Source organism: Dyadobacter sp. 32 (genome assembly GCF_902506755.1).
In the GTDB taxonomy this organism is placed as follows: Bacteria; Bacteroidota; Bacteroidia; order Cytophagales; family Spirosomataceae; genus Dyadobacter.
This window is the reverse complement of the sequence record NZ_LR735258.1, coordinates 3,258,982-3,281,279: the sequence shown is the minus strand read 5'-3', so window position 1 is coordinate 3,281,279 and position 22,298 is coordinate 3,258,982. Positions and strand designations below refer to the sequence as shown.

Genomic DNA, 22,298 nt, shown 5'->3' with positions numbered 1-22,298 from the left:
AATACTTTAAAAGTCTTGACATGGTCTATTAAATGGGGTTCTGTATAAGTAATTTTCTATTTTTCTGAAATACAAAATAAGCCAGTGGCATAACTATGACCCATGTGTAGAGATTTACAGAAAACATAAAAGTATGTAAACCCAAACCTCCTTTTAAAATAAAGCCAACGGATAGTAACAAAAGTATCGAACTTAAAACCTGAACTCCCATTAGTGGTTCCTTTTTAAAAGCTCTCAAGTAAAGCGTTAAACTGTTAAAAAGGATAAGAAAAAACTGAGAAAAAATGTAAAGTATAATTATATTGGTATCGGGTAAACGTGCGGCATATTGAGACAGAAAAGTAAATGGCATGACGCTAATAGCAACCAACAAAACAATTGATAAGGAACTAAAGACTAAAGCGGATTGTAATGTCGCCTTTTTTATAGACCGATCCAACTCATTGATTTTTTTTTGGGCAACCAGAATGTTAAAGGTAGGCACTTTGGTCTGAGTCCAGCTATAGGCAACTGACGATAGGGCAGTCATCACCGAAATAAGCAGGCCAACTTGTCCAGCGGCCGTCGCACTTACATATTTATATATAGCCGGTACGTACAAAAATCCTATTAAATAGGTGGCGACAAAAGAAACAGCATAACGGATCTGTAAACCAAATGTCTCTTTTAAGAAATTATATTCTTTTTTTATTTTGTATGAATACACTTGGCTCCAAAATGTCTTGCCCATTCCAAAAAGCCCTATTAAGGCAAGAAGTGTTCCAAGAAAGGAGCCTAATACCAATGCCCATATTTTAAACCCGAGGAATAGAGTTAAGCAGGTAATAAACGTAACAAAAAAGCTATTAAAAAGAATATTGATTTGTATCTCTTTTACCTTGTTTAGTCCCTGATATATTGCCTGAAACATTGCCGTTAGCAGACCTATTCCGCCGATAAAGGAATAGGCAATCCAGACATACAGTAAATGGGTGTCAACTTTTGCGAAATACCAGATGCCGGCGCCTAACAAGATGACTATGGCGGCAAGTGAGACCATGAGATAAAACTTAACGGAAAAGTAAATAAAGGCGATAAACCTGTCCAGTCGACTGTCCTCTCCGGCTATTCTCTCTCCTTCAAATCTTAAATGTGCATATTCGTGGCTTATGAATTGTGTTGTTATAGAGGCAAACCCCAGGTCAGCCAACATCGTTAAGGCCTGTAAACTTGTAAAGGTGTACCAAGTACCTTGCTCCGCGGTAGAAAGATACTTAACAATAAAAAAAATAGTAATTGGAGCTCTGAAGACCCCAAATCCCTTATTTACTATAGACCAAAAAATGGATTTGTCTATATTCAGTTTTTGAGCGACAGATAAGATTCCTTTCTTCAAATTACTTTGTTAGATTTAGTTTTTCTCTGTACCCTGAAAAGCTCAAGGGAAGCAGCTGTCTGATACCACGCCCAAAAAATACTAAGCCCAACACCCAAAAAGCTATCTAAATATCCCTTTTTTGTGACGAAGCTATAATAGAACTGCCTCGCAGGCGAAGTGACTATTTTCAGTACGGACGTTCTGAACCCTTCTTTAAACCTTGACTCTCCTTCATTTTTTAAGTATCTTTTATGTTTTTCTAACAACATGTTGAAATCCGTCATCCAATAGTGATGCGAACATTGTGTTTCTATATTAATATCCAGATATATAAACCCTGGCAAAAGTTTACGCCCTACATGTACCACTGGGGTGAAAAGAAATCTCTTGTTATGAATTAGAAAAATCCTTTTATTCAAGCCTCCCCAAGGTGTACCCCTCAACCGTTTATCCTTGTAGTAAAATAGGCAAGGCACTTTAATAGCACCAATATTATCACCGATGCCATTCTCAAATTGTCGATACATTTCCAATTCGAGATCTTTATCTACCACTTCGTCGGGATCTATTATTAGTACCCATTCGTATGTTGTCGAATTAGCAAACTTAGCATGAATCCATTCGCAGCCCGGTACTTTTTCATGATGATGGACTAACGCACCAAGTTCTTTAGCTATCTGAACAGAATCGTCAACAGATCCCAAGTCAAAGTATAATATTTCATTGCAAAAACTAATGGACTGAAGACAGGATTTAAGTATGGCTGACTCATTATACCCGACTACTATAGCTGAAATATTTAATTTTTTCATTTCCCTGTTAAAGCTTCTTGAAGTTGAATAACTAGATGTTTGAAATTGCTTCAACTTGTTAAATGTCAGTACTGACGTTTAACAAGTTGAATTCTGAAGTCCATATCAACTAGTTAATTTAATTTCCAATTATTTGGTATTTGATAGATGGCTTTAAAATTGTGTTGGTGTTAAGTTCTCCTTCGCGAGTCCCACATGGTAATAGTAAACTTGGAATTAAGACTTATTATCAGATCCATCTACCTGGCTGTTTGTTTCGAGTGCGGAAGAGGCTAAGGCTATTGATATGATTCGTCGGATTCCCAAAAAAAGGAGAAACAGTATGCCAATAGCCATACCTCCCACAATAATACTTTTGGTTTTGCTTGTTTTTTCTTTTGTTAAAGGCAATACAGGTGCATCAACTAATTGTATTAGAGGCGTTTCTCGTAATAAAGAGATTTTTGCCAATTCCAAATTTTGTAACAAGGTTGCTAGAACTTGTTGGTTAATCTCAGCGCTGACTTTTGCATTTTGAATGGGGGCGACGCGTAGTGCCATGCGCGTTGGATTTTGATTGGGAGTAGCATCTGCAACCAGGATTGCTTTATTGATAGCTCCCGTCATAATACTTCTTACTGAATCCGTTTTTGCCTGTAAGATGGACACATTTGCAAGGGATTTCTTTGTTTTAGTCTCCAGGTAAAAGTTGTTGACATTTTCAACCAAATGTTGATTAAAGGCCATGGAAAAAAGCTCGTCGGGACTGGTGACCGTTACATACAGGATGTTTAGCTTCTTATCTTTTTTGGAAACGTTAAGGTAGCTCTGACTGACTGTGTTGACAATCCCTCCCATGATACTATCATGTAAAATCTGCTGTTGGCGTGTATCGTAGATGTTGTCGGGCCTAAATTTAATGTTTTTTAAAGTGGGTATTTTATCCCAATCTTTTTTGAGATGTTTAAATTGAATGTAGCGGTCTATTAGCAATTGCTTTTTCCCATCAAACTCTCCTTTCGTAAGAAGCGTTTTAGAGATCATACTACGAGACCGATATAACTCCAGAATATTTTCTCCCTCAAAAAGTCCGCCCCCATCCCCAAGGTCGATACCGAAAGTGGATGCCAGCCCGGCATAGCCACGAAGCCCGCCGCTTTTACCACCCTCTTCAAGTACGAAGGTGGTCGTGGCGGTATATGACGGTTTTTTGCTTAAGGCGTAACCTAATCCCAAGGCACCTCCCAGTAGTCCGGAAAGCAGTATTAGATGCCATTTCCGGAAAAAGAACTGTGTCCAGTCTTGTATACTTTGAATTAGCTCCCTTAACGAAGCGTTTTGGTCGCCGTTAAAATTATTTATTGGGCGATCTGCTTTTTTTTGCATTGTTATGTTATTGTAAACCAATTAACGTCTCAGTATTGCAAAGACAAGTGTCGCTAATGAAGCTAGTCCTGTACCTAACCCAACCCATGATTGCGCGGACATTCTTTCCCTTTCGGCCTTTTGAGGTACTGAAATTTCTGATCCTGGTTGTACATCAGGAAAATTGTTGAATCCTAACAACTTTTTGGTACCCCGAACGGAACCGTTTGAGTAACTAATGAAAGAGCGTTTTTTTAATGCGTTATGAGCAAAGCCACCCGCACTATGGATATAATATTTAAAGGATTTTCCCGGTTCATAAACAACGCTGATCGGGCGTAATACGGCCCCACTAATTTTGACTGTCTGCAATAAACTTGGTATGCGTATTATATCTCCATCTTCAAGTATAAGATCATTGCGGGACCTCGGATTGCTCAATATTTTCTCAAGTGCGATGCCGACGAGTTCGGACGATACATTTGTTGTAGTCGTTGTTTTTGCTTCGTCAAATCCAGTTTCGCTCAATCGAATCAGATTCAATTCGCTAAGCACTTTTTCCTCCTTATCGAGTACTTTATTAACATCATTAACTCCTGGTCTCCTCAGCGATGCGCCTTCTGGATAAGCAAATGCCGTAAGGCCGCCTGCTCTTTTAATCATATCCGAAATACGTTCATTCTTTGATTGGATGGTGTAAATACCTGGTCTTATTATCTCACCAATAATTCTTACCTGATGCAGCGGTGTAAAGCCTACTACAGGGCGTACAGTGACGATGTCAAATGGTTGAAGTATAAAGTTAGCATTTGACATTCGTAAGCTACTATCTACAGAAATATGAAAGACCTGGGCAACGTTGGCAGTACTCTTGCTTAGATCAGCACCTTTAATCCTTCTGGAAATTTCAATATCTCCTGTATTTGCTCCATCCTTAAGGCCGCCGGCCATTTGAATCAGGTTTTCAACAGTTAAATTATTGGCATAGGCAAATGAACCTTGTCTTCTAATTTCTCCGCGAATTGATACGCTATATTCATCCCGTAAGTCGGAAATGGAGGAAATTTGTACGATATCGTTTCTTTCTAATTCTATATCGGTTGTGCCACCTTTCATTACCTCCGATAAATTAAATGAGACAATAGCATTGGTATTATCATCGTTCAGCCGAATAATATATCCATTACTCATAAATACATCAGGTGTAAGTCCATCAGCAAGCTTGATTAGTTCCGAAAGTTTAAGCCCTGATTTAAATGCAAACTGTCCTGGTCTGCTTACCGCACCATTAATCTGCACCTTGTTTTCGAGTTTGTCCAAGATGGAATCAATGTAAACCTTATCTCCGTTTTTTGGTATATAGTTTTGGAATTCGGAGAAAGGAACAACAAGAATTTTACGCGCGTTAAACGTATTTTGAATAATTTTGACTCTCGCTTTATAGGCAATGTCGGAGAAATCGCCAGCGTACTTTAAAAGATCGGACAGGGTCTCCTTCGGTTTGATTTCGTAAATCATTGATCTTTTCACCTCCCCTATCACATCTACATGAATCTGATAAACAGGTATATGAATTACATCCAGATCTTGTAATCTTATATTGCCAGTTTGAAATCCATTAATGAGGAAATCATACAAATCGACAGTGGCTATAACTTTATTGTTACGAATGATCTGGATATTCCTGAAAGAACCCCTGGCGCTAGGACCGCCAGAGTTATATAAGGCGTTGAAAACACTGGTTACAGAAGGAAGCGTGTAAGTGCCTGGCTTGATGACTTCGCCACTTATTATCACTTTTATACTTCTAATATTGCCGAGATTGAGGGAAAGTTGCGTTCTACCACTTCGTAACGAGGGGTAGGTATTATTCATTTGCGTTTTTATCTTGTTTTTCGCCTGCTCGATGGTTAGTCCTCCAACTGACACCCGACCTATGTATTCGACCGAAATATTACTCTCTGGAGAGACCATGAGTTTATAGCTCACTTCATTATCTCCTGTTAAATCGAGCAAAAGTTCATCACCCGGGCCTATAACATAATTTGCCGGAGTAGGCATGTTCAAATTGGGCTGGAATGAAGAAAACGCATCGCTAAAAAATTGAGCACCAAATATTCTACTTTCGCTTTCAACATCCTTTGTATTCTTCTTACTATCCAAGTCGTAACCCTCTTTAGTTTTTTCTTGGTTAACCGTTGGTTTCTTTTGACTTCCAAGTCCTTGCACTCGTTCTTTAAACTTTTGTATTTGTGCAGCGTTCATTCCTTGGGACTTTGCCGCTTGTTCCAGTTGATCTTCGCTGTAGCCTGATTCACTCATCCTTTTCATAATATCCTGAACCTGAGTATCAGACATATTATCGGGATCAGCATTGCCAATATCATTGACTTTTGGGGCCTCCTTAGTTGTTTGTCCAGGGCTTCTTTGGGTTTGATTCGTTACTTCAGTCTGAGATTTATTTTGTGCCGTGGCGATAGAAACAGTCAGAAAAAGTAAAAAAGTAAAAATGATAGTGGTGCTTTTTATTTTTATCATATTTGTCGTGAGCTAGAAGACAGTCTCTTAAATGAACAAGGCGTAAAAGTTTATATTAAATTGAATTTCACTAGGTTTTTCTCAGTACATGAATAAGATTAACCTGCTAATCATCGGTATATTTACCTGATTCACTTTTGTGTTATACTTTTTACGGGTTAGTTGAATTGGGTAGTCCCAGTTAAACCCTGTTCTCGACGCGGATCGATAACTCCTTCAGCTGTCCATCAGAAATAATAGACGGTGAATCGATCATTACGTCACGTCCGGAGTTGTTTTTAGGGAAAGCAATGAAATCCCGGATGGAATCCACGCCACCAAAAAGCGAGCAAAGCCTGTCGAAACCAAAGGCAATTCCTGCATGTGGCGGTGCTCCGAACTCAAAAGCATTCATCAGGAAGCCGAACTGTTCCTGGGCTTCTTCGGGTGAAAAACCTAAAATGCCAAACATCTGTTGCTGTAGATCCCGCTCAAAAATCCGGACGGATCCGCCACCCACCTCCACACCGTTGATCACCATGTCGTAAGCATTGGCCCGAACTTTGCCCAGGTCTGTTGCCAGTAGGGGGATATCTTCGGGTTTGGGGCTGGTGAATGGATGGTGCATAGCAAACCAGCGGTCTTCTGCTTCGCCGTATTCAAGAAGCGGGAAGTCGAGGACCCACAAAACGTGGTAAACATCCGGATTGCGGAAGCCCAGTCGTGATCCCATTTCCAGTCGAACTTCGTTCAGTTGCTTGCGGGCTTTATCTGCCTGGCCTGAAAGGATCAACAGCAGATCACCGGGTTTTGCGTCAAATGCTTCTGCCCATGTCCTTAAGATTTCTTCGGAATAAAACTTATCTACTGAGGATTTTATCGAACCGTCGGCATTGTATCGTACATAGATCAGTCCTTTTGCTCCAATCTGTGGACGTTTGACCCAATCCGTCAATTCGTCCATTTGTTTGCGGGTGTAAGTAGCGCACCCAGGAGCACAAACGCCCACAACCAACTCGGCTTCGTCAAAAACGCCGAAGTTACTTCCCGATGTAAGATCCTGATCCTCGCCTTTCAGCTCCGTAAACTTCATATCGAAACGGATATCAGGCTTGTCGGAGCCATATAGGCGCATGGCATCGGCATAGGTCATACGCGGAACTTCGGGCAACTCAATTCCCTTCACTTTACGGAACAGATTCCGGATAAGTCCTTCAAAGGTATTGAGGATATCCTCCTGGGTAACAAATGACATTTCACAGTCAATTTGTGTGAATTCGGGTTGTCGGTCTGCCCTTAAATCCTCGTCACGGAAACATTTTACGATTTGATAGTACCTGTCAAAACCGGCCACCATCAGCAATTGTTTGAATGTTTGCGGGGATTGCGGTAAGGCATAAAATTCGCCCGGATTCATCCGGCTTGGCACCACAAAGTCCCGTGCTCCTTCGGGTGTGGATTTGATCAATACCGGCGTTTCGACTTCAATAAAGTTAAGGTCGTCCAGATAAGCTCTGGTATGGCGGGCAACCTGGTGCCGTAGCTGTAGTTTTTCCCGTACAGTGTTTCGTCGGAGGTCCAGATACCGGTATTTCATCCGGATGTCATCACCACCATCTGTTTCATCCTCAATAAGGAAAGGAGGCAACTTGGCCGGGTTGAGGATGGTAATGCCGGTGATTCTTATTTCTATTGATCCCGTCTGGATTTTGTCATTTTTGGCAACCCGCTCAATCACTTTTCCCTTTGCCTCAATGACAAATTCCCGTCCTAGTGTTCGTGCTGCCTGCAATACCTCTGAAGGGGTTTTCCCTTCTTCAAAAAGTAGTTGAGTTAAACCATACCGATCACGTAAATCCAGCCAGATCATTCCTCCTTTGTCCCGGATTCTTTGAACCCATCCACACAACACTACATCCTCGTTTACATGCGCTAAGTTTAATTCCCCACAGGTATGCGTTCGTAACATATAAATATTTTAATACTCTTACAAAGAAGCTGTTTATAATAAAGTGCCGCAAAAGTACGTATTTTTACTAAATGTAACATGAAGTGTCTTTTATGAATTTAAATAACGTGGGGAAATGGATCGGAGGGCAAATGTTTTTTGTGGGGTTGCTGTTTTCCTGGAGCTGCGATCCTGCTCCTGAACCTGTTGCGGGTGGGGCGGGATCCTTTGAGTCCAGTCCGCAATCTGTTAGCATTGCACCCGGGATAATCGATGAAGCGTCCGGGCTCGCGGTGAGTGCCAATCTCGATGGTTACTTATGGACAATCCAGGATTCGGGCCAACCACATGCGGTATACCTGATTAGTCCGGATGGTAAAAACATAAAGCCGTATGACGTGCCGGGCAGCATCAACCATGACTGGGAGGATCTTGCTGTTGGCCCAGGTCCTCTATCTGGGGTGAACTATCTGTATATTGCAGATATCGGGAATAACAATCCACCGATGAGAGCGGAGAATGTTATTTATCGCTTCCGGGAAATTGCTGATGCCAATGGCGCCTTTAAACAGACGGACCTTGAAAAAATCATTTTCAGGTACCCTGACGGGCCTCGTGACGCAGAAACCATCCTGGTGGATCCGCAGTCCAGGGATATTTTCATTATATCCAAGGAAACAGACAAATCAGGAATTTATCGTTTGCCATTTCCGCAATCCACGACCGAAACCATCAATGCAGAACGCATTGGAAACGTTCCGTTGGTTACGGTTGCCACGGGAGGTAATGTTTCCGTTGACGGGAATGAGATACTCTTGCGAACCTATCTGTCCGTTTATTATTGGCAAAAAAAGGAAGGGGAAACCATTGGGCAAACCCTGCTCAAACCGGCCACCAAAAAATTGGATGTGGTCATGGAGCCCCAGGGGGAAGCGGTAAGCTTTGACCGTGCTGCGAAAGGATTTTACACGCTGAGCGAAAAAGGAAGCGCTGCCGGCGTTTCACTGAATTACTATAAAAGGAAGTAGTGTTTTATTTATTAACACGTAGGTCACATAGATTTGCGTGGCCGCCTATGTTTCCTATGATCCTATGTGGTATTATTTGTTAACACATAGAAACATAGGTCACATAGATTTGCGTGAGTGCCTATGTTTTCTATGCTTTTATGTGGTTATTTATTTTGTTCAACACATAGGTCAGGGCTCTTCCTGTTTCGGCGTTACGAAGCTTAGAATCACCGAGAGCAAATTGTCGGGTACAAAGGGTTTTACAACGATTTCGTTGATGCCAATAGCGAATACATCGTGTTCAACGTCGAGGGCGACACTGGCAGTAAGGGCAATGATAGGGATGGCTTCCCCTCTGGTCCGGATATTTTTGGTCGCTTCGTAACCATCCATTACTGGCATGTGCAAGTCCATGAGTATGATCTGATGTCGGGAGGTATCCAGCAGGTCCAAACCTTCCTGTCCATTGTGGGCAACTTCGGAGATGGCGCCCCAGCGTTTCAGGAAATTCTGAAGGACGAGCACATTCATTGGGTTGTCTTCTACTATCAATATTTGTACGCCTGATAAGGGCAACGGAGCTTCCTTTGCAGGAAGAACGGTCTCTCTTTCTTTTTCCTTTAAAATGGGGAAGGTCTGAACAAAAAAGAATTTAGAACCCTTTCCGAGAACGCTGTTGAGCTGAAGTTCAATCCCCTGTAATTCAAGAATGCGTTTGCTGATAGCCAATCCCAACCCTGTTCCGCTAAATACCCTTGAAGACGATGAATCCACCTGCGTAAAGCGCTCAAAGATCATTTGCTGTTTATCCTCCGCGATACCGATTCCGGAATCTTCGACGGCTATTTCCAGTGTGATGTTCTGATCGGTACGGGATAGTGGACGAATGATTAACTTGACAAAACCCTGTGGAGTGAACTTAACGGCATTGCTGACCAGATTACCAATAACCTGTGATAGCCGGGTTACGTCACCCGTTATCTGATCCGGCAAGTGTTCTTCTATGTCAAGAATGAATTTCAGTTCCCGATTGGTTGAACCTATTTTGTAGCCAGCCATAATATTACGGGCGATAGCGGAAATATCAACCGGGCCCTGGGAGAAATGGATTTTACCCTCCTCAATCTTACTGAAATCCAGAACGTCGTTGACTATGGAAAGTAAATTGTTTGCAGAGAAAAGCAGGCTGTCGAGGTGTTCTTTTTGATCGGGCCTAGGGGATTCCTGTCTAATGAAATGGGTCATACCGATCACCGAGTTCAAAGGAGTCCTGATTTCGTGGCTCATGGTACTCAGAAACTCACTTTTTACCTTGAGACCCAACTCGGCCTCTTCCTTCGCTTGTTTGAGTGTGAAGGCAAAACGGAAGGTAAGTATAAGGGATTGACAAAAGAAAAATACCAGATAGCCCAGAAATAAGATGATATCGAGAGGAGTGGCAATGTAATAGTATTCAACGATGATGGAAATAACGATAATAAAAATGGCCACTGTGCTTACAAGCGCATATCGCGCCCCTATCCGGTTGTTTCGTACGGCTTTCAGGTAAATGTAGACGGCAAACGCAATGTAGGTCATGATTACGATCATAAATGGATCGATCAGTCTGGAGAAGAGTATAGGAGGGGAGATGAGGGTAATAACGGCCAGGCCAAGACAAATGCCTGCCATGACCGACATGAGCTTCTGAGGGGCATCGTCGGGGTATAAATTCTTGGTGTAGAGCGCGAAAAATGCAACGGCTAAAAAAAGTGATATGTATTCGCAGTGTATTGTAAAACTCCAGCTTAAATCAGGGAAAAGTGAATGCAGCGTATATTTTCGGGATCCGATGATGCGGTAGCTGTAACTCAGGCAGAAGAGTGAAAAATATAAAATGGCCCGGTCGTGGCGTCCAAACAGGTACAGTCCGAGGAAGAAACATCCTCCCATAAAAATGCATCCGGTCAGAAAGTAATCAAATGCATGTTCCACATCCCGGGTTGCCTGAAGCTGGCTGAGCAGGCCGATCTCTATGCTTTTGTCGGGGCCACCTTTTACATGATGAAAATTAGAAACCTGAATGATAACAGACAATGTATCTCCAGACACGGTAATGGGCTTGACCTGGTAAGACCAATAAGGAATGGTCGTTTCTTTTGAGGTACCAGGTGTGCCGTTGGTTGCCAGTAGTTTTCCATTTACATAAAAATGGAAGGCGCTTTGCACATCCGGAATTCTAAGGCCCAGTTGTTCCTTGGTTTTCGGTAATAAAACGGTTACCTCATACGTTGCGTATCCGTCGGTGGAAATCGGGCACTTTTTCCATACCGTTGTATTCCAAAGCTGGGGGAAATGTATGTACTCAAAGTATTCAGGTTTATGGCCAGGGGGCAGCAATGCCTTCCAGTAAAATTTCCATTTCCCATCAAGAAAAGCACTCTGCTTGTTGAAATCCTGCGCCCTTAAATCAATAAACCCCGGCTTTTCCGTATCCGTCCGGAATTGTAACTGCTGTCCCTGACCATTGATTTGAAAAAGTATAACATATAAAAAAAGGAGAAGCAGGGATTTTCTATTCCGATTCATTTACAGGGTTTTAAGTGCCGGGAGTGGAACCGCCAGTTTCTTGAGAAAGGTTCGGGATAGTCCATGCCGGAGATATGTTTTGCCAATTAAACTAAATTTAGCAAAACTTAGCAGGATATGAAGAAAGGCTGTCAAAATAATTTTTCTACTTTTAAACAATTCTTCGTTTAAGAATAAAAAAATGTCGCTGTGCCATAAGCTTATGATAATTGCAAATTTGTATGAAAATTAAAATGATTGGAATGATAGCAAGTATGGTTGCCTTAGCCGATGGCGCTTTTGCGCAGGTGGTGCAATACCCGGTAACTCCCAAAAATGACCATGTGGATGAGTACCATGGTACCAAAGTACAGGATCCTTATCGCTGGCTGGAAGATGATCGATCCCCAGAAACAGCCGCCTGGGTAAAGGAGGAAAATGAACTGACCTTTGGCTATTTGAACAAAATACCCTTTCGGGGGAAAATATTTGCAGATTTAGAGAAAGCCTATAACTATCCTAAATATTCGGCTCCGTCGAAGAAGGGGCCCTATTTTTATTTTTACAAAAATGACGGACTCCAGAATCAATCGGTACTGTACCGTCAAAAGGGGTTGAAAGGTAATCCGGAAGTGGTTCTGGATCCCAATAAACTATCTGCTGACGGAACCACCAGGCTTGGTGTTTTCAGTTTATCGAAGGATGGGAAATATGCCGTGTGCGGGTTTTCCAAGGGTGGGTCGGACTGGCAGGTGTATGAGGTGATGGACATGGCCACCCTCAAAATGTTACCTGACAAGGTTGAATGGGTGAAGGTCTCCCAGGCGGCATGGCAAGGGGATGGATTCTTTTACAGCCGTTATCCAAAACCTGAGGGTAGCGCTTTGGCGGCCAAAAATGAGAATCATCAGGTGTTTTTTCACAAAATAGGTACACAGCAAAGTGATGATAAGCTGGTTTTTGAAGACTCGGCAAATCCGCAACGGTTCCATACCTTGGGTACAACTGAGGATGAGCAATACGCCGTACTTACGGTGAGCGACCGGGGGAAAGGGAAGGACGGTAACGGGCTTTGGGTACTGAAAAGGGGGGAGTCTAGGTTTATTCCTGTCAAAGAAGAAATAACAGATTTTAGTTTTGGAGTGATCGAGAACCTGAAGGACGGGTTTCTGATCGAAACAAATGAAAATGCACCTAATGGGAAAGTACTTTTTTATGATATGAAGTCGAAAGTATGGAAACCCTTCTTAGCCGAGAAACCCGAGCCACTTCAAGGTGTGGGAGCTGCCGGGGGCAAGCTGTTTGCAAGTTATTCCAAAGATGTAACGACCCGCATATATGTTTATGATCAAGAGGGCTCGCTGGAGAACGAAGTGAAATTGCCGGGCTTGGGAACGGCCGGCGGATTTGGGGGAGAAAAAGAGGATACGTTTGTTTTTTATACCTACACTTCCTTCAATTATCCCCCAACCATTTTCAGATACGACATCGCGACCAGAAATAGCACTGTTTTCCGGGAACCCGAGGTCTCTTTCCGGCCCGATGACTACGAGACCAAGCAGGTTTTTTATCCAAGCAAGGATGGTACAAAAATCCCGGCTTTTATCACCTACAGGAAAGGATTGAAACTGGACGGTTCCAACCCAACGATCTTATATGGATATGGAGGCTTCAACATCAGCCTGACACCCGCTTTCAGTCCTACCCGGATTCCTTTCCTGGATCAGGGGGGCGTATTCGTTCAGGCCAATCTGAGAGGTGGAAGTGAATATGGTGAAAAGTGGCATGAACAGGGCATGAAGCTAAAAAAACAGAATGTGTTTGACGATTTTATTGCAGCCGCTGAATTTTTGATCAAAGAAAAGTATACATCCCCCAACAAGCTGGCGATTCAGGGCGGCTCCAACGGCGGCCTGCTGGTGGGTGCGGTAATGAACCAGCGTCCCGAGTTATTTAAAGTGGCGTTTCCGGCAGTAGGCGTGATGGACATGCTTCGTTTTCATAAATTCACCATCGGCTGGAACTGGATCGCTGATTATGGAAGCAGCGATAACGCTGAGGAATTCAAGATGTTGTATGGCTATTCACCCTTACACAACATAAAAGAAGGAGGTAAGTATCCGGCCACGATGATCACCACGGCCGATCACGACGATCGCGTGGTACCTGCGCACTCATTCAAATATGCAGCGGAGCTGCAGGCCAAAGCAGGTGCTTCATCAAGCAATCCTTTATTAATCCGTATCGACACCAATTCCGGGCATGGTGCAAGCAACACCAAGAAAGCCCTGGAAACCCAGGCGGATATATATGGATTTATGTTTTGGAATATGGGATTGGTGTGGAAGTGAGTTTGAGCCCCGAAGGTGGCTGGAAACCAGGAATTATCGTTCGAAGTTTAAAGACAAGATGACTTCTGGTTTCTAAGATTTCTATATAGCTCTCTGTCTTAACTACCATAATTTCTTCCTTTATTTCAACGTGCAGGATACCACAGGACGCAGGCCTTGCCTAAGTTTGATAATCTTGTACTGTGTTAGAATCAGTAGCATCGGGGGTGGTACATGCTTTTATACCATTGATTCGTCCTTTCATAAAGAATATTAAATAACAATATATGAGCAGTTCAAAAGCAGATCAGTACAAATACGTAAGTTATTTATGGGACGATGAAAAGGCAGCGTCACTTGGTGATGACCAGGTTGCACTTCTTTTGTACCGTTCCAATTTGTTGGGTGCCGACCTGCGCCTGACCAACTATGCTGGTGGGAATACCAGCTGCAAAACAATTGAAAAAGATCCTTTAACCGGCAATCCGGTTGAAGTAATGTGGATCAAAGGCTCTGGTGGTGACATTGGGACGCTCAAAAGAAGCGGACTGGCCGGCCTTTTTCAGGATCGCCTGCATAATTTAAAAAATGTGTACCGGGGACTAGAGTTTGAGGATGAAATGGTTGAACTTTTCAATCACTGTATCTTTGATCTTAAATCTAAGGCTCCATCCATAGATACTCCTTTACATGGTTTATTGCCATTTAAGCACATCGATCACCTTCATCCCGATGCTCTGATAGCCATAGCGGCTTCGAAGGAGGGTGAGGCAATTACACGCGAACTTTTCCATGGCGAACTAGCGTGGGTTCCCTGGCAACGTCCTGGCTTTGATCTGGGATTGAAACTGGAAAAAGCCTTGGCGGATAATCCGGGCATACGCGGAATCGTACTGGGTGGGCATGGCTTGTTCACCTGGGGAGACACGGCCTATGAGTCTTATATCAATACGCTCGACACCATTGAAAAAGCTTCGGCTTATCTTGAAGCGAATTACGGCAAAAGTCGTCCGGTATTCGGAGGGCAGCGGCTGGAGAGTGAATCATCAGAACGGCGATTGGAAATTGCGGGTAAACTTGCGCCTTATTTAAGAGGTCTGGCATCTGAGAAACAGGCGATGATCGGTCATTTTACGGACGATGCTCGCGTGCTTGAATTCATTGGCAGTAATGACCTGGACAAGCTCGCACCCCTGGGAACGAGTTGCCCGGATCACTTTCTGCGTACGAAAATTCGTCCGTTGGTACTCGACTTGCCTTTTGAAAAGCTGGATGGAACGGATCAGGAAATACTGGAACATATCCGTCCTCAGTTTGAGACGTACCGTGAGGGTTATCAGGCCTATTACGATCGTTGCAAGCACGACAACAGTCCGGCGGTGCGTGACCCGAATCCGGTGATCATTTTGTTGCCCGGTGTAGGGATGTTCTCTTTTGCCAAGGACAAACAAACTACAAGGGTTGCATCCGAATTTTACATCAATGCAATCAATGTGATGAAAGGCGCCGAGGCAATTTCTTCCTATGTGTCGCTGCCGGAGCAGGAAGCCTTTGATATTGAATACTGGTTGCTTGAAGAAGCAAAATTGCAGCGGATGCCGAAAGAAGTTGCTCTTTCACGTAAGGTGGCGATCGTGACCGGAGGATCAGGCGGAATTGGAAAAGCGATTGCCCAAAAATTCCTTCAGGAAGGTGCTTGCGTGGTTATCTCTGACATTGATGAAAAGGCGCTTGCAGAAACGAAGGCGGAATTTGACGCTAAATTCGGTAAAGACTTTTCTGCAACTACGGTCGCCAACGTACTGGATCCCGATCAGATCAAAGCGGCTTTCCATACCACAAAGCTAACATTTGGTGGTATTGATATTGTGGTCAACTGTGCAGGGCTTTCCATTTCGAAACCGCTGGCTGAAACAACGGTGAAGGATTGGGATATTTTGCAGGACGTGTTGGTGAAAGGACAATTCCTTGTATCACAGGAAGCGGTAGCCATTATGCGTCAGCAGGGGCTGGGCGGCGATATCGTTAACATTGCGAGTAAAAATGGACTCGTTTCTGGTCCAAACAACGTGGCGTATGGAACTGCCAAAGCAGCGCAGCAGCATATGACACGTCTGCTTGCTGCTGAACTGGGGCCTGACAAAATTCGGGTTAATGTGGTCAATCCGGATGCTGTTATTTCAGGAAGTAAAATATGGGAAAGTGGCTGGGCAGCCGGGCGTGCCAAAGCATATGGAATTAAAATAGAAGAATTGCCTGCCTATTACGCAAAACGTACGGTATTGGGAGCAGAGATCCATACGGAAGACATCGCCAACGGTGTATTCGTTTTGGTGGGAGGTCTGTTGAGTAAAAGCACGGGCAATGTGATCAATGTAGACGGAGGTGTTCCTGCCGCATTTGTCCGATAGTTGCTTGCTTGATTGAGTTTAAAGTTTGCTAGTCAGCCTTGGAGCGAATGGTTCCAAGGCTGTCGTTTTAACTTAATGCAAAAAACAGCTGACAGCCAATCGCTAACAGCTAACAGCTAAAGAACATGAGAATTGAGCAACAAAAAATAGATCAGTACAACGAAGGCCTGCTTTCAAGGCATAACAATCAGTTTGTGTTTTTGAAAGAGCAGCTTGGTGAGCAGGGAATCGACGCCAATAAAATTGTGGACGCCCTGGAAGCTTTTCAGGTGGCGATTCCAAGTTGGGCGTTGGGAACAGGCGGTACTAGGTTCGGACGTTTTTCGGGAGGGGGAGAGCCGCGCTCACTGGAGGAAAAAATTGAAGATGTGGGATTGCTGCATGGCTTGAACCGCTCAAGTGGCTCCATTTCCCTCCACATTCCCTGGGATATTCCATCGAATGCAGGCGATGTGATGAACCTGGCATCTTCTTTTGACCTGAAGTTCGATGCCGTGAATTCCAACACCTTTCAGGATCAGAAAGATCAGGAGCTGTCCTACAAGTTTGGTTCTTTGTCGCATGTGGATCCGAAAGTTCGAAAACAGGCTGTCGATCATAATATTGAAGTCATCAAATACGGCAAAGATTTAGGTTCAAAAGCATTGTCAGTCTGGCTGTCGGATGGTTCCTGTTTTCCGGGCCAGTCCAATTTTGTAAAGTCGTTTCAAAATACGCTGGAATCACTCCAGGAGATATACGCGGCATTACCGGATGACTGGAAAGTGTTTGTAGAATACAAAGCCTATGAACCCAATTTCTATTCAACCGTGATACAGGATTGGGGCAGTTCACTTTTATTCTGTCAGAAACTCGGTGCCAAGGCCGATGTGCTGGTAGATCTGGGGCATCACCTCCCTAATGCCAACATCGAACAGATTGTAGCCACCCTCATGATGGAGGGCCGGCTGGCTGGTTTCCATTTCAATGACTCCAAGTATGGTGATGATGATCTTACGGTGGGAAGTATCAGGCCTTACATGCTTTTCCTGATTTTCGTGGAGCTTGTGGAGGGTATGAAGCGCGCCGGAAAGGGTAGCGATGGATTTGCGTGGATGATCGACGCCAGTCATAATGTAAAAGATCCTTTGGAAGACTTGCTGCAGTCGGTGGAAGCGATCTTGCTTTCGTACGCACAGGCGTTGATTCTGGATAGTAAAAAACTGGAAATTGCCCGGGCTGAGAATGACGTGGTGCTTGCTCAGCAACTTTTGCAAAATGCGTTCAGAACCGATGTCCGGCCTTTGGTAAGGGAAGCAATGCGCCAGAGTGGGGGCTCGCTCGACCCGATCGGGCTGTTCCGGAATCTGAAAGTAAGATCAGAACTGATGAATGAGCGCGGAAAAGTAACCGTTGCGACCGGATTGTGATATTTCAATTCATTTTTTTAAAGAATATTCCCTGTGCCTCTTCCTGAATAGGAGAGGCACAGTTTTTTTTACAAAGACTTTCTCCTGATCAGCGTAAACGGATTTTTAATGATCGCTTTGCGATTTTCATTGATGAGCTGCGCAGCGGTTTTTCCCATTTGTTCGTGGTCTGTCGAAATGGTTGTGATGCCATCGAGAAGGATCTCTTTCAGGGGTGTTTCATTGTATGAAATAATCCCGATGTCTTTTCCTATGGTCAGCTGTTGTTCGCGGCATTTTTTGATCAGATTGACCAAGTCATTTTCTTCGATCACTACGTAGGCGGCGTTGTTCGTGACAGCACTGTTTTCCTGAAAATCATAGATAATTTCATGCTCCAGCGCCTGTTGGATGCAAAAAATTCGAAATCCCTTAATGATCTCTTTGGGATATAGAATAATCGTTGGGAAAATAAGAATAATCTTGTTGTACCCTTTCAGCAGATCTATGGCTTCGGTCAGTGCGGAAACGATATCCTTTTCAAAGTTTTGAAACACCGACGAATGTTTTTTCGTATTTAATTCCACATCCTTGTCCAGCAATATCAGCTTTTCCCCGGGAATCAATTTTAATACATCAATGGCTTCCTCGGCTTTATCATAGAAATGGGGCATGATTACATAGTAGTCGTATTCTCCCAGGCTATTTTTAATCAGGTTTTTGAAAATGTTAACGTTTGAGTGATGGATATGCAGATCCACGTTCACGTTACGTCCCAGGTTTTCGACAAAGGCGTTGTAGATCTGCTTTTTGTAATTGCTGATCTTATTGAAGACCAGGAGGATCCGAACCGTGGTTTCAATGTCGACCCGGTTGATGAAGTACCCTTTTCCCCGTACCGAAATAAGTACACCATCTCTTATTAAATGCTTGTACGCTTTTTCAACCGTATCTCTTGATAGTAAATACTCTTCACTCAACTGATTGATGGACGGAATTTTATCTCCTCTTTTGAGTTTCCCCTTGCCAATTGCCAGCAGAAGCGATTTGATTATCTGCATGTATTTTGGCGCACTTTCTTTAAACTCTATGTCAAACTGGATTTCCATTAAAGCTGAATTGTTGATAGGGTTTCAAATTTAGCATTTTTCGGCATGGTAAGGAAAAACGGGAGGCTACAAAAAAAGAAGTCAACTTTTAAAAAGTTGACTTCTTTGACATTAATTGACTTCTGGGTTTAACGCGGGCCTCGTCCGCCTCTTTCCGATCTTTCATTGCCACCTGAATTCCCTTGTGTGGAACGTTCATTACGCTGAGAATTGCCACGTGATTCCGTACCGCTTCGTTCCTGGCGTACCGCCGGTGCTTCTCCGCCCCGTCTTCCGTTGCTTTGCCCGGTGCTTTCCTGTGACCTGCCCGATGATCTCCGGTTGCTCTCCGGACTGTATGAAGGGGCGGATCTTTCTACCCGGGGTTCGGAGGCGGCAGGTGATTGCCTGCCATTCTCAAATCCACTGCTTCGGCGGTCCGAATTGGTGGGTTGCTGAGACTGCGGATTACTGTCGCGGTTTCTTCGGTTGGATGATCCCTCCGGCGTGCTTCTGTCGTAGGCAGGATTAACTCGTTCAGCTCTTCCATTGTCGGTATTTCTATTGTTTAGTACACGATCATTGCTCCGATCGGGTTCACTATAAACACGTCCCCGGTCATTGGATGGGGCTGTACGGTTACTTTCCCGACTACCGTTATAAACCCGGCCGTTTCTGTCTGCAGAATAAGTTTCGTTGGACCTTCCATTATAGCTGCGGTTGTCTGATCGATCTGAAATCACACGTCCTCTCTGGTTCATATCAATCTGACGCACCGGAACACTTCTGCGGGTTACCCGCTCAATTTCATCGCGTCTTGGACCAGACGCATACCGGCGGTTATTGCTGCCGTAATAGTTATTGATTATCGTGGTCTGATTGTAAATGTGCGTTACTCTTCCCCTGGGTGCGCAGTAATTGTGCCAGTATCTGTCGGCGATGTATCGTTGCGGTACAAACACCCACCAGAACGACGGGATGTTGATAGACACATTGATACTCATGCCCGGGCCTAAGGGAGCCCAACCGTAATATTCGCCACCCGAGCGCCAGTTTACCCAGGCAGGGCCCCATTCGTAACCGGGGATCCAGAACCAGCCGTTGTAATCGTCAAATGACCAGCGGCCATAGTGAAAAGGTGCCCAGCCCCAGTCATAATCGGAAACCCATGTGTTACCATATTCGGTAACCTCCCAGTAACCATTGGTAGAATAGGGTTGGAAACCGGCTTCCACATAAGGTGTCCATATGGAGCCGTACTCTCGAGAGGTGGTCCATCGGCCATAAGGGGACAAATCATTGTAAAATGTCTGAAAGGAAATACGAACTCCGGGTTGGGCCTGAACCGGAGTTTGCGTTGCAAGGCCGGCAATCAGCAAGAGGAATAGGCCCAGTACCCGAAGTTTCCATATGGTTTTCATGGCTATATAGATTTATTGGTTGTTTTTTCTAAAATCGATGGTTGGACATTTAAATTGTTTTTGGGTTTAACGAACTTTGTGGTCATAGAGATAGCCGTTTGCTGGTTAAATCAATAGCATCATTTTCGTTCAGTGTTTAAAAAATCTCTTAATATGCTGATTGTTAAATTGTTGAATTATTTGGGAATGTTGATTTTGTGATTCAAAGACATTTGTAAAGCGAAAAACCCCCATAGGACTGTATGAACATTAACAAGCGTTAACAAACAATTAAACCAAACGATGACAGATCCAGAAAAGTTATATCCCGAATTGGTGTTTCAAACGGCGCGTAGTGGAGGAGCAGGTGGGCAAAATGTTAATAAAGTCGAAACGAAGGTTGAGCTAAGATTTGATATCGCAGGGTCGGCCGTACTGACAGAAGAACAAAAAGAAAAACTTTATGTGAGATTGGCCTCTAAGCTCACCAACGAGAAGGTTTTGGTTTTGTATCATCAGACTGAACGTTCGCAACTGGCTAATAAAGAAAAAGTTATAGTTAAATTTTATGAGCTGATTAAAAAAGCGTTCACTGACCCAAAAAAACGAAGACCAACGCGTCCTACCCTCGCTTCCAAAAAAGAACGATTGGAAAGTAAACAAAGAAAATCCGAAACAAAGGCCACAAGACGAAAAGTTATTGACTGATATGCGTGCGATCTGGTTGGAAGCTGCCGGTCCTTGCTACCCTAATATTTTTTATCGACTGAAAACCGTACAAATGATTCCCATTGCTCCTCCTACTACTGCACTACGCGCCTTGTTATCGCTTCCCGTCATTGTCGCTTCCCTGGGCTATTTCGTTGATGTTTATGATTTGTTGTTATTCAATGTGGTTCGGGTTCCAAGTCTTGTGGATCTGGGGCTTTCGGAGGCGCAAGTATCCACCATTGGTGCCAGGGTATACAACTGGCAGCAGGCGGGTTTATTGATCGGCGGGTTTTTCTGGGGTATATTGGGAGATAAGCTCGGGCGTCGCTCAGTGCTTTTTGGCTCCATCATCATGTACTCCGTCGCTAATATTGTTTGCGGATTTGTGACAAGCGTGGATATGTATGCCTTTCTCCGGTTTTTTGCGGGCCTTGGACTGGCAGGGGAGTTGGGTGCCGGGATCACACTGATTGCAGAGATATTGCCAAGACAGTATCGCGGTTATGGTGCGTCTATGGTTGCCGGCGTCGGCTTGCTTGGAGCCGTTGCTGCTTTTTTTACTGTAAAGCTTACGGACTGGCGTACAGCTTATTTTATAGGTGGAGGAATGGGGATAGCTTTGTTGGCCATGCGCGTCAATGTACTGGAATCGGTGCTTTTTACCAAAACATTGCAAAACGGAACCAAGTCTTTACACTGGCTCACTATTTTTACCAACCGAACACGGCTCTTTAGGTATCTTCGCTGCATGGGAATTGCCTTACCCACGTATCTGATTATTGGTATTTTCGCAACTTTTGGCAATGAGTTTGCAAATGCCCTGGGAATCCCGGACGTTCAGGCGGGGGCCTGTGTACTTTATACCTACCTGGGGGTGGTATCAGGAGACTTTTTCAGCGGTATGCTCAGTCAATGGCTCAGGTCGAGGCGCAAAGCGATTTTTATTATGATGCTGATGACCTTGTGTGGCGTTGGCTGGTTGTTGTTTGGAGGAATTGATTCACCTTCCACCCTGTATATCTGTTATGGTTGGCTCGGTTTTTCTATCGGCTACATTGCCATGTTTCTCACCACAACTGCCGAACAATTCGGCACCAATTTGCGGGCAACCGTTACTACGTCCGTGGCCAACAATGTACGGGCCACAACACTTTTAACGCTTCCCTTTTTCCAGATGCTGAAGCCCGAAATGGGTACTTTACAAGCCGGCGCCGTGGTCGGCGGTTTATGTTTTCTGCTTGCTATAATTTCTCTCTGGAAAATGGAGGAAACATATGGGAAGGATTTAGATTATGTTGAAGTGTGAGATGTGAGAAGTGAGATGTGAGAAGTGAGAAGTGAGATGTGAGATGGGCCACATTTCACATTTTTCGTCGTGCTTTTCGCAACGAGTTTATTATCAACACCATCCCTGTGTACACCTGACTATTTCCTG

General features: G+C 44.0%; 14 protein-coding genes. 6 read left to right on the top strand and 8 right to left on the bottom strand.

Features of this window, described 5'->3' with window-relative positions:
• Positions 1-28: 28 nt before the first annotated feature.
• The 5 genes from DYADSP32_RS13360 to aspS all read right to left on the bottom strand — a co-directional run bounded on the left by DYADSP32_RS13360 (position 29) and on the right by aspS (position 7,999).
• Positions 29-1,375 (bottom strand): oligosaccharide flippase family protein, encoded by a 1,347-nt coding sequence (locus DYADSP32_RS13360; RefSeq protein ID WP_149242268.1) that lies wholly within the window; start codon positions 1,373-1,375, stop codon positions 29-31.
• Positions 1,372-2,169 carry a glycosyltransferase gene (locus DYADSP32_RS13355; RefSeq protein WP_149242269.1) on the bottom strand — a complete coding sequence of 266 codons (798 nt, stop codon included), beginning with the start codon at positions 2,167-2,169 and terminating at the stop codon, positions 1,372-1,374. The genes DYADSP32_RS13360 and DYADSP32_RS13355 overlap by 4 nt, the downstream gene beginning before the upstream one ends.
• Before the next feature lie 216 nt (positions 2,170-2,385).
• Entirely contained in the window at positions 2,386-3,534 is a 1,149-nt protein-coding gene (locus tag DYADSP32_RS13350; RefSeq protein WP_149242270.1) for a lipopolysaccharide biosynthesis protein, read from the bottom strand.
• Positions 3,535-3,555: 21 nt separating this feature from the next.
• Entirely contained in the window at positions 3,556-6,051 is a 2,496-nt protein-coding gene (locus tag DYADSP32_RS13345) for an SLBB domain-containing protein (protein WP_149242271.1), read from the bottom strand.
• Positions 6,052-6,232: 181 nt separating this feature from the next.
• Positions 6,233-7,999: an aspartate--tRNA ligase gene (aspS, locus tag DYADSP32_RS13340; RefSeq protein WP_149242272.1), complete on the bottom strand. Its 1,767-nt coding sequence runs from the start codon at positions 7,997-7,999 to the stop codon at positions 6,233-6,235.
• 92 nt (positions 8,000-8,091) lie between these two features.
• Here aspS and DYADSP32_RS13335 point away from each other — a divergent pair, with 92 nt between their 5' ends.
• The gene (locus DYADSP32_RS13335) at positions 8,092-9,006 is read left to right on the top strand and encodes a PE-PGRS family protein (RefSeq protein ID WP_149242273.1); all 915 of its coding nucleotides are present in this window, start codon (positions 8,092-8,094) and stop codon (positions 9,004-9,006) included.
• A 171-nt stretch (positions 9,007-9,177) separates the two neighbouring features.
• Here the strand turns inward: DYADSP32_RS13335 and DYADSP32_RS13330 are convergent, their stop codons facing one another.
• Positions 9,178-11,556 (bottom strand): response regulator, encoded by a 2,379-nt coding sequence (locus DYADSP32_RS13330; protein WP_149242274.1) that lies wholly within the window; start codon positions 11,554-11,556, stop codon positions 9,178-9,180.
• Between the two features lie 242 nt (positions 11,557-11,798).
• Between DYADSP32_RS13330 and DYADSP32_RS13325 the strand changes: the two genes are divergently transcribed.
• The 3 genes from DYADSP32_RS13325 to DYADSP32_RS13315 all read left to right on the top strand — a co-directional run bounded on the left by DYADSP32_RS13325 (position 11,799) and on the right by DYADSP32_RS13315 (position 17,685).
• Positions 11,799-13,886 (top strand): prolyl oligopeptidase family serine peptidase, encoded by a 2,088-nt coding sequence (locus DYADSP32_RS13325; protein WP_149244852.1) that lies wholly within the window; start codon positions 11,799-11,801, stop codon positions 13,884-13,886.
• 266 nt (positions 13,887-14,152) lie between these two features.
• Positions 14,153-16,276, top strand: coding sequence for a bifunctional aldolase/short-chain dehydrogenase (locus DYADSP32_RS13320; RefSeq protein WP_149242275.1), 2,124 nt, complete (start codon positions 14,153-14,155; stop codon positions 16,274-16,276).
• A gap of 125 nt (positions 16,277-16,401) precedes the next feature.
• Positions 16,402-17,685 (top strand): TIM barrel protein, encoded by a 1,284-nt coding sequence (locus tag DYADSP32_RS13315; protein ID WP_149242276.1) that lies wholly within the window; start codon positions 16,402-16,404, stop codon positions 17,683-17,685.
• Positions 17,686-17,753: 68 nt separating this feature from the next.
• Here the strand turns inward: DYADSP32_RS13315 and DYADSP32_RS13310 are convergent, their stop codons facing one another.
• A complete protein-coding gene (locus tag DYADSP32_RS13310) occupies positions 17,754-18,773 on the bottom strand; it encodes a GntR family transcriptional regulator (protein ID WP_149242277.1) in 1,020 nt (339 codons plus the stop codon).
• A gap of 128 nt (positions 18,774-18,901) precedes the next feature.
• Complete coding sequence (locus DYADSP32_RS13305; protein ID WP_149242278.1) at positions 18,902-20,173, bottom strand: DUF6600 domain-containing protein; 1,272 nt, start codon at positions 20,171-20,173, stop codon at positions 18,902-18,904.
• A gap of 282 nt (positions 20,174-20,455) precedes the next feature.
• On the opposite strand from DYADSP32_RS13305, the gene arfB reads away from it, so the two are divergent.
• Together arfB and DYADSP32_RS13295 are read left to right on the top strand one after the other, a co-directional pair.
• A complete protein-coding gene (gene arfB / locus DYADSP32_RS13300; RefSeq protein ID WP_149242279.1) occupies positions 20,456-20,860 on the top strand; it encodes an alternative ribosome rescue aminoacyl-tRNA hydrolase ArfB in 405 nt (134 codons plus the stop codon).
• A 73-nt stretch (positions 20,861-20,933) separates the two neighbouring features.
• Positions 20,934-22,169 carry an MFS transporter gene (locus tag DYADSP32_RS13295; RefSeq protein WP_149242280.1) on the top strand — a complete coding sequence of 412 codons (1,236 nt, stop codon included), beginning with the start codon at positions 20,934-20,936 and terminating at the stop codon, positions 22,167-22,169.
• Positions 22,170-22,298: the final 129 nt, after the last annotated feature.